The following is a 16,054-nucleotide window of genomic DNA, read 5'->3' as shown; positions in this document are numbered from 1 at the left end:
GTTGAAAAAGAGCATCTCCCTGCAAAAAAGTTTTGCCAGAAAGCTTGTTGCTTTTGGCTCCATTCTGGTGGTCTCCATGGTGGCGATAGTGGCCATCGGCTACACCTATGGCTTTGATTATGTTGCCGTTGTACTCACCCGTATGGATGCACGTACGTTGGCAGTTCGTCTCGAAGCAGAGAACAGTGGTCAGGAGGTACTGAATGTCTCCACCTCTACTGTGTTCAGAACATGGGATGAGTTACCTGCAGATGTTAAACAGGCTTATATCAGTCCGCAGCAACTGGAATTGGATGTTCCCGTTGATGATTTAGTAGAGCGTCAGGGGCAACATATTTATTTATCCCTGATGAAGTTTCCCTTGGATAACGGCAAGACCGCTTTCTGGCTGGCCGAGTTCCGTGGTGAAGAAGCTGACAGAGTATACAGAGAGTACCTTAAAGTCATTACTATTGCTGCACTGATAGGAGTTGCTCTGTTTATGTTGCTGTTGTTTATTCTGGCGGCAAGATGGATGAGAAGTCTGGAACAGCCCTTTGTTCACCTCACCCGTTGGGCAGAAAAAATGGGAACAGACTACCAGCAGGAAAAAGCCCAATATGAGTATCAGGAACTGAATGAGATTGCCGAGCAACTGGAGTCGGCCATAGAACGAATAACCGCCTATAACCAGCGGGAGAGTCAGTTTCTGAGAAATGCCAGCCATGAACTAAGAACACCTCTGGCAGTTATGCAGGCCAGCCTAGACACCCTTTCAGAGCAGCATGGTGCTTCCCGGCCATTAGGCAGGGCACAACATGCAGTCGAAAATATGAGTACCTTATGCCGTACACTGCTGTGGCTGGCGCGTGAATCGGCTGATGATCTTGAAAGTGAGCAACTGGATCTGGCGGATATTTGCTTAAATCTTTCACAACGTCTCAGCTACTTAAAGCGCTACAAGCAACTTGGTTTTAAGTTGTCGGGAGAGGGGAGCTGTATTGCCAATCCGGCGTTGGCAGAGATCGTAATAAGTAATTTGATCCGCAATGCTTACCAATATGCCGAAGAGGGAACAATTAATGTACGTATATACGGCAGCTATATAGTACTAGATAATGTCAGCCATTATCAGGGAAAACATGCCAGTGGCTTCGGGCTGGGGTTAGAGCTGGTTAAACGTATCTGCGACAGACATAAATGGTATTTTTGCTATCGGGCGGAAGGCGGCAAAGTTATTGTTGAAGTTAACTTTGCCGAAGATAGTAAAACTGGAAAATCTAGCAGTGTTTCAGCCCCTGCAACGGATTTTCAAAAGTAAACCGGTAACCGGTATTGAGTAACTTTTGTGAAGAGATATTTTTATCTGCTTTGTCAGTAACCGGCGGGAAGGGTAAGGAGGAGTCATAGTCGTTAAGAGCCTGACGATAAAACTGCTCTTTACTCACCTTATCCGGACTACAGGCATTGATAACTTCATTACAAAGTTGTTGGTCGGCAAAACGGACAATGTTTACTGCGTCTTCGAGATGCAGCATATTAGCCGGTGCTGTGCTGCTTATGGCGGGGATTTTTGCTACAAACCGCCCCGGATGCCGCTCAGGGCCGTATAGCCCTGCACAACGTATAATGACAAAAGGGACACCAGAATCAATTAACGCCTGTTCGGCCTGCAGCATAATACGGGCGTTATCTGAGAAACGCTCATCATTCATGGCCTTAGCATAACTTGCGACATCCTCATTCATCACCTCAGAGCCAGCCGGATAGACTGTAGTAGAGCTGATCATAATAATCTTTTTGACATCACTGCCTGATACCGCCTCAATCAATGAGCGCCATTGATAGAGATATTCCTGACCACTACCCTTACGAAAACCGGGTGGAAAGCTCCCGACCAGTGTTGAAATATTATTATCCTGAAGAAAACGGATAAATGATGATTGCTCACCAGCGGAGAAAGGAAGCTTAACCAATATGGATTGCAGCCCCTCTTGTGTTAGCAATTCAACGCCCTTATCGCTGGTACGGGAAACAAAAACGGAGTGGCTATCCTGTTTTAGCTGACATGCCAATGCTTTTCCCAGCCAGCCGCCCCCGATAATCGCCGTAGCCTGATTACTCATTATGCAGAGAGTACCCGGAGAAGTTTGTCTGCGTGTTCCGCCATCTCTATGCCTTCATCTGTTAAATAGCCGCCATCGGGCATTGTACATAGCCCTTTGCTATACAGGCTAGCCACGGCATTTTTTACGTCTTCAGACGCTTCCTGATGAACTTTAATTCCTGTTGCTGCGCTGCTGATATCAAACTGAAGCAGCAGGTTTAGTTCTGCTAGGTTGTTTTGGCTAAATTTCATAGTTGTTTCTCTGTTTTTGTTTATCTGTTGAAAACCATAAAGGCCTCACTGCCGTGAGACAAGTTGTTAGGTGCAGAAGTGTTAGCTTGGATTAAATTGGCCAAATTTACCGCAAGATAGCAGCCAGATTTTTATCAAATCGAAACCACCGTCAGGGACGACGGTGGTGGTAATTCATGTGCTGACCGTTTCAGGCCAAATATTGGTCAGAGTGGGTATGTTCTGAATGGCAAAGCAGAATCTGGGTAAAGATGCATGTTGACTCTTCTATATCCAGTTCGTCTGCCTGAAGAGGCTGTTCCTTGAACCAGTTACGTTCATCTTCTGTCAGTGCCAGTTGAAAGGGAGCGCTGTCCTGATATTCACAGGGTTCGATAATATCCATCATCTCAATATTCTCCTTCTATGGAGTGGTATGTTCAGAACTATCAATTCACAGTATCGGTTGATAGTGTTTATGTAGATACCCGATGAAACTTAGCACAAGAGTTCCGCAAAGTCTGTGACCTTTAATGGTCGCAGTCTTTGATCTTTGAATGGGGTCAACAAATTTTCAATCGTTTGCTTATAAGGGGAGGTTATCCACATTATCTGTGGATAACCGTGTGAGAGCCACAAGGGATAAAGGCAGGCATAAAGTGCAAGCTATTTTTCAATAAATTTAGCCTTTACTCTGCCGCTTTCATTGATTGTGTATTTTATGCTCAACTGAAGAGAAATAGTCAGAGAGACGCTCATCATAACGAAGATAGCCACCAGTATTATTAACTGGTATTTAATGGCAAGCATAGGAGAGGCACCACCGAGAATCTGGCCAGTCATCATGCCCGGCAGAGTCACCAAGCCTGTTGTCGTCATAGAAGCCAGTATAGGAGCAAGGGCTTTCTGCATTGCTGCCCTTACAAACGGGTTACAGGCGTATGAAGGCTTTGCCCCGAGGGAAATAGCTGCTTCGTATTCACCCTTACGCAACTCAAACGCGCCATAAAAATTTTGTAGCGCAACGATATTTCCGCTCAGGCTATTACCCAGCAACATACCTGAAACCGGGATCAGATACTGCGCCTGATACCATGGCTCAGGACTAATTACATAGAAGCAGAGTATAAGCAGAACCGGCGACAGGCCGATAAACAGGCCGCTGGCGACCGGGAACAGCAGGTAACGGTTTTCCAGCCTTGCTTTGCTGGTAATAGCACTACTGCCCACCAGCAACATGACCAACAGCCAGAGAAGGTTAAGAGTAAGGCTGTTTAACTGAAACAAGTACTCAAGATAGAGCCCGACTAAGGTGAGCTGGACAACCATTCTGACGATAGCAGTGCACATCTCTTTTGCCAGTTCCAGCTTATAAAAAACGTTAATAGCCAGGGGAACAACAAGCAGCAGCGAAAAAAGAGTAAGTTGCAGCCAGGAGATGTCGTTCGCGGTTTGCATAGTAACTGTCACTTGTAATTATCACTGAACATAAACTGCATACATGATAGCGAATGTTGCAAAAATGAGTAGAGATTTCCGTTTTTTCAAGTCGGTTTTTAATCACTATTTTGTGCAAAAATAGCCTTGATATTAATGTAAATAGAAATAAGAATTTATTTTAATTGCAAACTTTAAATTACAAATAATACATATTGATAACAATATTAATTTTACACATCTGTTCATGTTTTTTCACATTAAATCTTAATAAAACACATCTCCGTTCCATATCAAAAAACCAGTATTTAAAAGGGTTTGGGCGCTATTCCACTATTGAACCACATAAATTGTGTGGTCTAGAATTTCTGTAAAGATAAGTAAGGTAATTTAGTATTTTTCATGCTTAAGCGGAATAAGCTAATTACATAACAGGTAAATGTATGAGTAATGTTAATAAAAGTAATGAGGCGGTAGAGCGCTCTTTAGAGTGGAAATCCTTCCTGCTTATTACTGTCGTTCTTTTCCCAATATTGAGTGTTGCCTTTGTTGGCGGATATGGATTTCTGATTTGGATTATGCAGATGTTATTTATGGGCCCTCCTGGTGCTCATGGTTAATTAACTGCTGTTTATTTGAATTTTAATTTTTAGAGAAAGAATCATGACATCCATTATTAAAAACATCTGGCGAACCTTAACTCGTCCCGCAGTACATATCAGCTTAGGCGTACTGACACTAGGCGGTTTTATTGCCGGGGTTATCTTCTGGGGTGGTTTTAACACTGCGCTGGAAGCGACCAATACCGAAGAGTTTTGTATCAGTTGCCACACCATGGAAGCGAATGTTTATCAGGAGCTTCAGGAAACCGTTCACTGGAAAAACAACTCAGGTGTACGCGCTACTTGCCCTGACTGTCACGTGCCACACAACTGGACAGATAAAATTGCCCGTAAGATGCAGGCTTCCAAAGAAGTTTATGCACAGATTTTTGGCAACTACGACGAAGCAGGCAAATTTGAAGAGCGTCGTCTTGAGTTAGCTCAACACGAGTGGGACCGCTTCTCAGCCAATGGTTCACTTGAATGTAAGAACTGTCATAACTACGCATCAATGGACTTCGACGGCATGTCTAAAGCCGCTCAGAACGCTATGAAGCCGGCTGCTGAGAAAGATCAGAGCTGTGTTGACTGCCACAAAGGTATCGCTCACAAGCTGCCTGAAGGTATGAATAGCGCTGGTGCTATGACTGAGAAACTGGCAGAAGCTTCTAAAGCGACTGACTATGCAACAGGCAAATCCATTATCAGTACTAAATATCTGTCTCTGTTTGAAGACGCAAAAATGGAAAAACCTGCAGGTACTCTTGCTCCGGCATCTGAAGTGAAAGTTGTGGATCAGGATGGCGATATGGTGCAGATCGAAATCTCTGGCTGGCGTAAAGCGCGTGGATTTGCACGTGTTATTCAGGAAGATTTCGGTATGAATATTCCTACTGCAACCCTTGAGAAGAAAACCGCAAAGAACAAGCAAGTAATTCAGAAGTTTGAGAAGAAAGTAGACGAACTGACCGGTCTGCCTTGGCAGCGCGTAACGGCCAAATTGTGGCTGAAGAAAGAGAGCATGCTGAACAATTTCGACCTTATCTGGGATCAATCGAAAGAAGCGTACCAGTCTAACTGTTCAACTTGTCACACTCAGCCGGACGAAGCGCACTTCGATGCCAACACCTGGCCAAGTATGTTCAACGGAATGCTTTCCTTCGTGAACTTCGATAAAGACAGTGAAACATTAATTCTAAAGTATTTACAAAAACATTCTTCAGATTTTTCTGAAGGCCATCATTAAGTTAAAGGAGTAGTACCCTATGACTATTACAAGAAGAAGCTTTCTTAAAGGTGCAGCCGCGACAAGCGCAGCATCAGTAATCGGTCCAAGTCTGCTTATGTCTGCTACTGCCAATGCGGCAGAAGCAGGTGAGTGGAAAACAACTGGTTCTCACTGGGGCGCGTTCCGTGCCCGCGTTGTGAACAACAAAGTTGAAGAGATCAAGCCTCTTGAAGTCGATAAGTATCCTACAGATATGATCAACGGCGTGAAAGGTATTATCTACAGCCCTTCACGTGTACGTTACCCAATGGTTCGTCTGGACTGGCTGAAGAAGCATAAGTACGCTGCTGATACCCGTGGTAACAACCGTTTCGTTCGCGTGAGCTGGGACGAAGCAATGGATCACTTCTATAACGAACTTGAAAGAGTTCAGAAAGAGTACGGTCCTTGGGCTCTGCACGCAGGTCAGACTGGCTGGCGTCAGACTGGTCAGTTCCACTCTGCCGGTAACCACATGCGTCGCGCAGTAGCAATGCACGGTAACTACATTAAGAAAATCGGTGACTACTCAACAGGTGCTGGTCAGACTATTCTTCCATACGTTTTAGGTTCTACTGAAGTATACGCGCAAGGCACTTCATGGTCTGAAATTCTGGATAACAGTGACACCATCGTAATGTGGGCGAACGACCCGGTTAAAAACCTTCAGGTTGGTTGGGCGTGTGAAACTCACGAATCATTCGAGTATCTTGACAAGCTGAAAGAGAAAGTAGCCAAAGGCGAAATTAACGTTATCTCTATCGACCCTGTTAAGAACAAGACTCAGCGTTTCCTTAACAACAAGCACATGTATGTTAACCCGCAAACAGACGTTGCTCTGATGCTGGCAATTGCTCATACACTGTATAAAGAAGAGCTGTATGATGCAGACTTCGTTGACACATACTGCCTTGGCTTTGAAGAGTTCATCGCTTATGTGAACGGCGAAACTAAAGACAAGATCGAGAAGACACCTGAGTGGGCTGCAGAAATCGTAGGCATGAGTGCTGATGATATCCGTACACTGGCTCGCACTCTTGTTAAAGGCCGTACGCAGCTTCTGTTCGGCTGGTGTATCCAGCGTCAGGAACACGGTGAGCAACCATACTGGATGGGTGCTGTACTAGCTGCAATGATTGGTCAGATTGGTCTGCCAGGCGGTGGTGTTTCTTATGGTCACCACTACAGCTCAATCGGTGTTCCTTCAACTGGCTTCGCTAAGCCGGGCGCATTCCCGAGTAACCCTGACAAAGGCACCACGCCTAAGTGGAACAACACTGACTTTAACGGCCATAGCTCTACTATCCCTGTTGCACGTTGGGTTGACTGTCTGCTTGAGCCGGGCAAAGAGATCAACTATAACGGTAAGAAAGTAAATCTTCCTGGTTATAAGATGATGGTTATCTCGGGTTGTAACCCTTGGCACCACCATCAGGATCGCAACCGCATGAAGAAAGCGTTCCAGAAACTGCAAACGGTAGTAACTATTGAGTTTGCATGGACAGCGAGCTGTCGTTTCTCTGATATCGTTCTTCCTGCATGTACTCAGTTTGAGCGTAACGACATCGATGGTTACGGTTCATACTCAAGCCGCGGCATGATTGCAATGCACAAACTGGTTGAGCCTCTGTTCGAATCACGCAGTGACTTCGACATCATGACTGACCTGACTAAGCGTTTTGGTCGTGATAAAGAGTACACCCGTGGCATGACTGAGATGGAATGGCTACAAAGCCTGTACGACGGTTGTGTGAAAGCGAACAAAGGTAAGTTTGATCTGCCTAAGTTTGAACAGTTCTGGGCTGAAGGTTTCTACGATGCAGGTAAAGGTAAGCCTTGGGTTCGCCATGCTGCTTTCCGTGAAGACCCTGAAACTAATGCTCTGGGTACTCCTTCAGGCTTTATCGAAATCAGCAGCCGTAAGATCAAAGGCTTTGGTTACGACTTCTGTCAGGAACACCCAATGTGGTTCGAGAAATCAGAACGTTCACACGGTGGTCCGGGTTCTAAGAAACACCCATTCTGGCTACAGTCTTGCCACCCTGACAAGCGTCTTCACTCACAAATGTGTGAATCTGAAGATTACCGCGCAACGTATGCAGTACAAGGCCGTGAGCCAATCTATATCAACCCTGTAGATGCCAAGTCTAAGGGCATTAAAGATGGTGATCTGGTACGCGTATTCAACGACCGTGGTCAGCTTCTGGCTGGTGCAGTAGTCACTGACAGCTATGCGCAAGGTGTGGTTCGTATCGAAGAGGGTGCATGGTATGGTCCTCTGAATGAGAAAGTAGGCGCTATCTGTACTTACGGTGATCCAAACACGCTTACTCAGGATATCCCGTCTTCTGAGCTGGCTCAGGCAACATCAGCTAACACCTGTCTTGTTGACTTCGAGAAGTTCAAAGGTGAAGTTCCACCAGTAACCGCGTTTGGCGGACCAATTATGGTTACCAAATAATCTGATCCCTGATTAGATAAGAAAAATGCCAGTCTGCGGACTGGCATTTTTTATGCGCGTTTAGTGGATACCCGCTAAAGAAAAGGGGGGCTTACGCTGTAACACCAATTGCGGGCAGGAAGTTGAAACATAATGTGGAGTTATACAGTCTAAAGTCGTAGAGAGAAAAATGATTCTACGCGATGACAAAACTGTAAAATCAGGTAAAGTATCATCCACTGGTAAAGGGCTTGTAAGCTGCTGGTCTAAACACTATTATTTGCCCTGTTTATAAAAGTAAGGTTGAACAAAGATAAGTTCAGCCGCTAAATCAGACATACATAGGAAGAAACATGATTCAAGTTGTCGGTCACAAGAACCCTGATAGTGATAGTATTTGTAGTGCGCTTGTAGCGACTGAGCTACTGAAAGCTCGCGGACTGGAAGCAAAAGCGGTACGTCAGGGCGACCTTAACCGCGAGACACAATATATTATTGAGCAAGCAGGCGTTGAAGCACCGGAAATGTGCACTGGTGTGGCTGGCGAGAAAATCTGGCTGGTGGACTATTCTGATCTGGCTCAGGCACCGGATGATGTAAACGAAGCAGAAATTCTGGGTATTGTTGATCACCACCGTCTGGGTGATGTAATGACAGTGAACCCGCTGGAAGCGTGGATCTGGCCTGTTGGCTGTACCTGTACCATTCTGTTTAACCTGTTCAAGATGGAAGAGGTTGAAATTACCCGTCCGCTGGCAACGCTAATGATGTCAGCCATCCTGTCAGACACCGTTGGATTCGCATCTCCGACTTGTACTCAGAAAGATAAAGATGCCGTAGCTGAGCTGGCTAAGTTCGCTGAAGTGGCTGATCTGGATGCCTTTATTAAGAGCCTATTGATTGCTAAAACAGATATCGAAGGGCTTTCTGCAGCTGAGCTGGTAGAGAAGGATCTTAAAGCGTATCCGTTTAATGAGCGTCAGGTTGTTGTTGGTCAGGTTGAACTGGCAACACTAGAGCAGGTTGACGGCATGATTGATGCACTTGAGCAGGATCTGCAGCGTCGTTGTGATGAAGAAGGTCTGGCGTTTGCCGCGGTAATGCTGACGGATATCACGACAGCAACAACTCGTCTGCTTTATAAAGGTGAGTGGGCTGAGAAGCTGGTGAAACATGAAACTGACGGCATGCTGATGATGGCTGATACCCTTAGCCGTAAGAAGCAAGGCTGGCCATGGCTTCAGGCTGAACTAGTTTAATCAGCTATAGCAAAGTTGTACGGGCGAAGGTGACTAATTGCCTTCGCCCTTTTGTTTTTTAAAAGGTAACTAATGATGACAAACGCGCTTACTGACGACAGGATTAAAGAGATAAACGCACTGGATAGTGAAGCACGCCTGCGTTACAGCATTAAAGAGATGGCTAACAACCGTCAGGTATGGATTCTGAAAGATGAACACGGCTGCGTAATGCTAAACACGGATGACGAAGATTGTGTGCCGGTATGGCCTAATCAGGAGTTTGCACAGCAGTGGGCAACAGGAGAGTGGCAGGATTGCGTAGCAGAGTCTATTTCTGTTAATAAGTGGCACAGCCGCTGGACATATGGCCTAGAAGATGACGAGCTGGCGATAGTCGTTTTTCCAAACCTGTCAGAAGAGGGTGTGGTTCTTTACCCGGAAGAGTTTGACATTGAACTTAAAAAGGCGTCACGTTAAGCTGCCGGTCGCGCGATATTTGTTTGCAACAGGTTGATTAAGCGGGCTGTTCACTCTACCTTTAAAGCAGATAGTTATTCAGGTGGCTGGTTACAGTAGTAAACACGAAGGTACTGTTATTAAACTGACTTTTATAAAAGCGCTTATTTTTCTCTCCGTTTTTGCCTCCGGTACGGTATTTTCACAGCAACCGTACAGGTTGGTGACACTGGATTTTAAACCCTTTATCTGGTGCGAAGAGAGAGTTGCCAAAGGGCTCTATTCTGAAATTATTGCCGAACTTTTCCTCAGGGTGGGCAAGGAGTATAGCGTAGAGTGTTTCCCGTGGAAGAGGGCCATGTTTGAGCTGCAGCAGGGGCATGCTGACGGCTTGTTTGCGGCTTTCCGTACTCATGAAAGAGAAACCTTTTCTATTTATACCCGCTTTCCTTTGCGGCAGAGTCAATACTCGGTATTTACCCGTTCAGATGAGCAGGGAGAGGCGGAAAGTGTCCGCGATCTGTTCGGCAAAACCGTGGCTATCGACAGAGGCCATAGCGTCTCTGAAGACTTTGATGCTGCGGTTAAGTTCAGAATGATTAAGGTACAGGAAGTAAAAGGGGCTGAAATGGGGCTCAAACTACTTCTGGCCGGCAGGGTAGACGCCTATATCAATGACAGAATTGTCGGTCTCTATCAGGCTAAACAGCTCGCCATGACATCAGCGATAAAAGTCAGTAACAAACCCCTGTCACAGGTTAATCCGGCCTATCTGATTTTTTCAAAGCTGTCGCAGAACCTTGATGAGAATGCGATAACTCATATTAATGACACCCTTGAAGCCATGTGGAATGACGGCACTATTGAGGCCATTTATGCGAGTTACCCGCAACGTTTCGAGTAGTAACCGCTCTAAAGTACCGACTCAATAACATTTTTTGTAGTTTGGCGTTTTGTAGAAGTGGCTCTCTACTAACCTCTGGGTAATAGTATGCCGGGGACAGTTAAGAACCTTCTCTGTCTCCCCGTACTCCACAACTTCGCCGTTATCCATCACCATCACTTTATCAGTAATATGCTTAACGATACCTATCTGCTGTGAAGCATAGATAAAGGAAACCCCCATCTCTTCCTGAAGCTCAAGAAACAGATTAATGATCTGCGAGCGCATCGCCATATCAAGTCCGTTGAGTGCCTCGTCAGCGATAATAATTGACGGCTGAAGAATAAGGGCTCTGGCCAGACAGACACGCTGTTTCTGACCGGCAGCCAGCATTTGCGGGTAAAAATAGGCGTGTTCCGGCAAAAGTCCCACCCGGGCAAGCGTATCTTTTACCCTTTGCATTCTCGCTTCCGGCGGCATCTCCGTATTTCGCTTAAGGGGGCCTTCCAGTATTCTGCCAATCTGAATTCTTGGGTTGAGAGAACTGTTAGGATCCTGAAATATCATACGGATAAGCTTACAGCGGGTAGAGTAATCCCGGTGTTCGAGTCTCTCGCCATTGACCCGGATCTCACCCTGAGAGGGCTCTACAACACCTGCCAGCATTTTCGCCAGCGTTGATTTTCCGGAACCATTCTGGCCGATAAGGCCGATTGTTTCGCCTGCTTCAAGAGAGAAGCTAAGCGGTTTTACCGCCTCATGAGTGGTTTTGCCAAACAGGCCTGAGCGGGTGGTAAATCGCTTGGAAAGGTTATCAACTTCAAGCAGCGCACTCATTTCTTCTTCTCCATATTGAGTGGAAAGTGGCAGGAAAACTTATGATTCTTGATCTTCTTAGAGTAGGGGATCTCAACACACTGACGTTGGGCATAAGGGCACCTTGGTCCAAGCCGGCAACCAATTGGCAGGTGCTGAAGGGGCGGAATCGATCCCGGAAGAGATTGCAGCCTCTGCTTATGAGGAATGGCGTCACTGCTGAAATCCGGCATAGCATTGAGCAGGGCAACGGTATAAGGGTGTTTCGGAGCGTTTAGTATCTGCTCTGTTGCAGCGGATTCAACGGTTTGCCCGCAGTACATTACCGTAATGCGGTTGGCCCACTGGGTAATGGTGGTCAGGTCATGGCCAATCAACAAAATAGTGGTGTTATTAACCTGATTCATCCGGCTTAGCAGCCTCAGTATCTGAGACTGAGTGATGGGATCGAGGTCATTGGTAGGCTCATCAGCGATCAAAATACGTGGCTTAGCGGCGATGGCCATGGCAATCATTACCTTTTGACACTCTCCGTCGGTAAGCTCATAAGAGTAGCTGTTCATTACTCTTTCATGATCTTTTATACCCACCTTATGCAGCAGACCAATGGCCTGCTTTTTACGCCATTTAAGGCGTTGCCACCAACGCCCTTCAAATGAACCAGAAGGTATAGACTCTGCCAACTGCTTGCCTACTTCTTCGGATGGATCCAGACAGGTTGAGGGCTCCTGAAAAATCATCGCTACATCTCGGGCAATTACTCTGCGGCGTTCTTTGGGAGTCAGTTGCAGAAGGTCAACATTACCCAGCCGCATTCTGTCGGCGGTTACCCGCCAGTTTTCTTTACAGATACCGACAATTGCTTTAGCGACCAGACTTTTGCCTGAACCTGATTCACCTACCAGACCGCGGATATCGCCTTCCTGTATGGTCAGGCTCATGCGGTCGACGGCTTTTACCATCCCGTGTGGGGTTTCAATCTCAATAGTCAGATGTCGAAAATCCAGTAATGGCATTACTCTACCCCTGCATTTAAAGCTTGTCGTACACCTTCACCTACCAGATTTACGACAACAACCGTAAACATAATAGCTAAGCCGGGCAGGGTAACTGTCCAGGGTGCCAGATAAATCAGTTCCACTGAATCGCCAAGTACCGCGCCCCACTCAGTACTTGGTGCCTGAGCACCTAAACCGAGAAAACCCAGTGCGGTAATATCCAGAATAGCAATGGTCATGGCCATGGTCACTTCGGCGGCAATAACCGGCAGAATATTAGGGAAAATAGAGTTAGTCAGCAGGTAAATGTTGTTTGCCCCGTCTAGTCTGGCGGCCATGATATAGTCACGCTCCAACTCACTGTGAACCGCTGTGTAAAGAGAGCGGATAAATCTCGGGATCAGAGCCAGACAGATGGCCAGCAGAATATTGAATTCACCAAAGCCGAGGAAGGCGACGAAGATAATCGCCAGCAGCAGAGACGGAATCGACATTACCGTATCCAACAGGTGGTTCAGGGTACTTGAGATAAGCCCACGGGTCATGCCGGCCAGAATACCAATGGCACAGCCAATCAGGGTGGCAAGGGCAGTAATCAGTACAGCAGCACCAAAGGTGAGCTGAGAACCGGCAATAATTCTGGACAGAATATCCCGGCCTAAGTCATCGGTACCGAGGAAATACTCAACACTGCCATTATGGTTCCATGAAGGCGGAACCAGCAGATTGCCGGTTTGTAATTGCGGATCATGTGGTGTCAGCCACGGCGATGCGAGGGTGACGATAATGATCATAATCAGACACCAGAGCCCGGACATCGCAAGATTATTGTGCCTGAAGCTTTTTGCAAAACGTTCAAACTGAGTAGGTATATGTTCTTCCTGATAGATATTACTTGTTAACATACCACTCTTTCCTTACCAGAGGGTTTACCATGGTGCCAATCAGATCCGACAGAATATTGGCAGACAATACAAAGGTTGCCACCACGATCACCCCTGCCTGAATCGAGGTATAGTCATGATTGGCCAGAGCGTTCAGTAGCCAGCGGCCGATTCCCGGCCAGTTAAAAATAGATTCGGTGATAATGGCAAAGGTAAACATACTGGATAATTGAAAACCAAACTTAGGGATAATCGGTGGTAGAGCGTTTCGCAGTACATGCTGCATAACGATCTCATACTTTGATAAACCTTTAATTCTTGATGCGCGGATATAGTTTTGTCCCATCACCTCTGCAACAGAAGCCCGCATCAGACGGACAATCTGAGTCGTCGGTGCCAGAGCCAGAACCAGACAAGGCAGTATCAGGTGTGACAGCACACTTTGTAGCGCTTCAGCCCGGTACATGCGGTCAGACATAAAGGCGTCAATTACGGCAAAGCCGGTAATATGGTCAATTTCATACAACAAATTGTAGCGGCCGGAAACGGGTAGGATTTGCAGGTGCAGTGAGAAGAACATAATCATCAGCAGAGCAACCCAGAACAGCGGGGCAGAGTAACCGGACATAGAGATAAAGGATATCACCGAGTCTATCATCTTACCCTGACGCATCCCCGCCAGCGTTCCCAGCGGAATACCTACCAGCAAGGCAAAAATAAAGGCAAACAGGCAGAGCTCTAAGGTGGCAGGAAACACAACCAAAAGCTCATCAATAATGGGATAGCCCTGCTTATTAACGCCAAAATCCAGAAGCATTAGCTGGCCGATATAGCTGCGCCAACCCTGCCAGAAATCGATCTGATGCCACTGAGAACTGCTATCGAGCAACAAAATGTTGTAGCCAATCAGGGTGAGGATCAGCAGGGTGATAACAAAGAGGTTAAAGCGACGCACAGAGTAGTTAAACATTACTTCTTCCTCTCAACTTTGTGAAAGCTCTGAGAGCTGAACGGGCTGATATCAAAACCCTGAAGGGAGTTATGATAGGCCTGAAATTGTGCACCATGAGCCAGCGGAATCACCGGTACTTCTTCGTTCATTATGTGTTGCGCCTGTTTATAGAGATTTTTCCGGTAACGTAATTGATTGGTCTCTTTGGCTAAGTCCAGCAGAAAATCAAAATCCTGATTACACCACATGGAGACATTCAGGCCGGACTGTTCTGCATTACAGGAAAGCAGAGGCCGTAAAAAGTTGTCCGGATCGCCGGTACTGGCACTCCAGCCGGTAAGGACTAAGTCAATTTTACTGTTGTCAGCCAGTTCGCTACGGTCAAACTGATCACTGCTAAACAGCTCCAGTTTTACACCGATATCGGCAAACGCCGCCTGAATCAGCTCTGCGGTCTTTCTGGGGCTTGGGTTATAGGCTGTAGGGTCAAGGGAGACCCACATTGACAGGGATAGGCCGTCCAGATAGCCTGCTTCGCGCAACAGAGCAAGGGCGTAATTGCGATCATAGCGAAATTGCACAGTGTCTTTCTGATAGGCCCATGAATTTGGCGGAAGCAGAGAGTATGCCTGTTCGCCGGTACCATAATAGACAGAGTCAAGAATGTTCTTACGGTTGATAGCCAGATTCAGCGCCTTGCGGACTCTTACATCTTTCAGGGCATTATGTTCGGTGTTGATTGCGATATAAGCTACGTTCATGGATGAACGGGCGTCAAGGGTCAGAAACGACTGTTCTTTAATGATTGGAATATGGCTGGAGATAGGCGAATTAAGCACGTCACACTCATTTCTCAGCAACTTGGCAAGCGGTCCTGTCCCCCGTGATGAGATATCAAAAACAATCTGTTCTAAGTTTGGCTGACCACGCCAGTACTGGTTATGACGTCTTAAACGCACCAGGTCACCTGCCTGATAGTCATCGAGATAGAATGGCCCGGTTCCGACCGGTTTCTGATCAAGCAAATGTTTCTGGTTCTGTTCAGCCAGCTTATCGGCATACTCCTTGGAGTGGATAACGGAATAGGTAGTGGCGATATTAGAAAGGAAAGTGTTATCCGGCTGATTCAGGACAAATTTAACCTGATGATCACTAACCGCTTCGACACGTTTTACCTGAGTAACAAAGTCGATAGCAGAGAACCAAGGGTAACCATGGTCTGAAACCAAATGATAGGGGTTATTACTATCCAGAATACGGTTAAAGCTAAATACCACATCAGAAGCGTTAAGTTTCCGGCTGGGGGTAAACCAGTCGGTAGTCTGGAACTCAACATCCTGCCTTAGATCAAACAGATATTCGGTTCCTTCTTTATTTACAAACCAGCTGCTTGCAAGACTGGCCGTCGGCTCATGAGTATCAGAGTCTAGGGTAAGCAGTGAATCAAACAGTTGCGGGCTTAATGATTCAGAGGTTATACCGCTCTCAACTAATTGCGGATTAAAAGAAGCGGGTGTGCCTTCCTGACCGCAAAATACGAATCCCTGCCGCCTGATTTTGTCTTGATCTGGTGCTTCACCACATCCCGACAAAAGTCCAAGACCACAGATGCCAAGAGTAAACTGTATTAATGCTTTCATAGAAAGAGCTGTCGTTTGTTCTGAGAGTATCAGGCTGCTAACCTGCTGATCCGGCTAATTTACCATTTTTTGATAGTAGACCCAAGTCACCACAAGGTGCTTTTTCAGCGAGAATATACAG

At 46.4% G+C, this 16,054-nt stretch carries 16 protein-coding genes; 7 read left to right on the top strand and 9 right to left on the bottom strand.

Features of this window, described 5'->3' with window-relative positions; genetic code table 11:
* The first annotated feature begins 1 nt into the window (after position 1).
* Positions 2–1,300 carry a sensor histidine kinase gene (locus PK654_RS09220; RefSeq protein WP_271695316.1) on the top strand — a complete coding sequence of 433 codons (1,299 nt, stop codon included), beginning with the start codon at positions 2–4 and terminating at the stop codon, positions 1,298–1,300.
* On the opposite strand, the gene PK654_RS09215 is transcribed toward PK654_RS09220, so the two are convergent.
* From PK654_RS09215 to PK654_RS09200, 4 genes are all read right to left on the bottom strand, one after another.
* The gene (locus PK654_RS09215; protein WP_271695315.1) at positions 1,260–2,105 is read right to left on the bottom strand and encodes an NAD(P)H-binding protein; all 846 of its coding nucleotides are present in this window, start codon (positions 2,103–2,105) and stop codon (positions 1,260–1,262) included. The genes PK654_RS09220 and PK654_RS09215 overlap by 41 nt on opposite strands.
* A complete protein-coding gene (locus tag PK654_RS09210) occupies positions 2,105–2,338 on the bottom strand; it encodes a TIGR02647 family protein (protein WP_271695314.1) in 234 nt (77 codons plus the stop codon). The genes PK654_RS09215 and PK654_RS09210 overlap by 1 nt, the downstream gene beginning before the upstream one ends.
* A 190-nt stretch (positions 2,339–2,528) precedes the next feature.
* Positions 2,529–2,726 (bottom strand): hypothetical protein, encoded by a 198-nt coding sequence (locus PK654_RS09205; protein ID WP_271695313.1) that lies wholly within the window; start codon positions 2,724–2,726, stop codon positions 2,529–2,531.
* A 257-nt stretch (positions 2,727–2,983) separates the two neighbouring features.
* Positions 2,984–3,775, bottom strand: a complete 792-nt coding sequence (locus tag PK654_RS09200) for an ABC transporter permease (protein WP_271695312.1) — start codon at positions 3,773–3,775, stop codon at positions 2,984–2,986.
* 422 nt (positions 3,776–4,197) lie between these two features.
* Between PK654_RS09200 and torE the strand changes: the two genes are divergently transcribed.
* The 6 genes from torE (at position 4,198) to PK654_RS09170 (ending at position 10,664) form a co-directional block, all read left to right on the top strand.
* Positions 4,198–4,374, top strand: a complete 177-nt coding sequence (gene torE / locus PK654_RS09195) for a trimethylamine N-oxide reductase system protein TorE (RefSeq protein WP_271695311.1) — start codon at positions 4,198–4,200, stop codon at positions 4,372–4,374.
* A gap of 43 nt (positions 4,375–4,417) precedes the next feature.
* Positions 4,418–5,602 (top strand): pentaheme c-type cytochrome TorC, encoded by a 1,185-nt coding sequence (torC, locus tag PK654_RS09190; RefSeq protein ID WP_271695310.1) that lies wholly within the window; start codon positions 4,418–4,420, stop codon positions 5,600–5,602.
* Positions 5,603–5,621: 19 nt separating this feature from the next.
* Positions 5,622–8,084, top strand: coding sequence for a trimethylamine-N-oxide reductase TorA (torA, locus tag PK654_RS09185; protein WP_271695309.1), 2,463 nt, complete (start codon positions 5,622–5,624; stop codon positions 8,082–8,084).
* Between the two features lie 332 nt (positions 8,085–8,416).
* On the top strand, positions 8,417–9,322 hold the full coding sequence (locus PK654_RS09180) for a manganese-dependent inorganic pyrophosphatase (RefSeq protein WP_271695308.1): 906 nt from the start codon (positions 8,417–8,419) through the stop codon (positions 9,320–9,322).
* A gap of 75 nt (positions 9,323–9,397) precedes the next feature.
* Positions 9,398–9,781 carry a DUF2750 domain-containing protein gene (locus PK654_RS09175; RefSeq protein ID WP_271698845.1) on the top strand — a complete coding sequence of 128 codons (384 nt, stop codon included), beginning with the start codon at positions 9,398–9,400 and terminating at the stop codon, positions 9,779–9,781.
* A gap of 82 nt (positions 9,782–9,863) precedes the next feature.
* On the top strand, positions 9,864–10,664 hold the full coding sequence (locus PK654_RS09170; RefSeq protein ID WP_271695307.1) for a substrate-binding periplasmic protein: 801 nt from the start codon (positions 9,864–9,866) through the stop codon (positions 10,662–10,664).
* 21 nt (positions 10,665–10,685) lie between these two features.
* Here PK654_RS09170 and PK654_RS09165 read toward each other — a convergent pair whose 3' ends face one another.
* Genes PK654_RS09165 through sapA form a run of 5 tightly spaced genes read right to left on the bottom strand, consistent with a single transcriptional unit; the run spans position 10,686 to position 15,933 of the window.
* Entirely contained in the window at positions 10,686–11,480 is a 795-nt protein-coding gene (locus tag PK654_RS09165; protein ID WP_271695306.1) for a peptide ABC transporter ATP-binding protein, read from the bottom strand.
* Complete coding sequence (locus PK654_RS09160) at positions 11,477–12,475, bottom strand: peptide ABC transporter ATP-binding protein (protein WP_271695304.1); 999 nt, start codon at positions 12,473–12,475, stop codon at positions 11,477–11,479. Before PK654_RS09160 ends, PK654_RS09165 begins: the two co-directional genes overlap by 4 nt.
* A complete protein-coding gene (locus PK654_RS09155) occupies positions 12,475–13,362 on the bottom strand; it encodes an ABC transporter permease subunit (RefSeq protein WP_271695302.1) in 888 nt (295 codons plus the stop codon). Before PK654_RS09155 ends, PK654_RS09160 begins: the two co-directional genes overlap by 1 nt.
* Complete coding sequence (locus PK654_RS09150; protein ID WP_271695300.1) at positions 13,349–14,311, bottom strand: ABC transporter permease; 963 nt, start codon at positions 14,309–14,311, stop codon at positions 13,349–13,351. The genes PK654_RS09155 and PK654_RS09150 overlap by 14 nt, the downstream gene beginning before the upstream one ends.
* Positions 14,311–15,933 (bottom strand): ABC transporter substrate-binding protein SapA, encoded by a 1,623-nt coding sequence (sapA, locus tag PK654_RS09145; RefSeq protein WP_271695298.1) that lies wholly within the window; start codon positions 15,931–15,933, stop codon positions 14,311–14,313. The genes PK654_RS09150 and sapA overlap by 1 nt, the downstream gene beginning before the upstream one ends.
* Positions 15,934–16,054: the final 121 nt, after the last annotated feature.

Source organism: Vibrio sp. SCSIO 43137 (assembly GCF_028201475.1).
Taxonomy (GTDB): Bacteria; Pseudomonadota; Gammaproteobacteria; order Enterobacterales; family Vibrionaceae; genus Vibrio.
The sequence above is the reverse complement of the archived record's forward strand: the minus strand, read 5'-3'. Positions and strand labels throughout refer to the sequence as shown.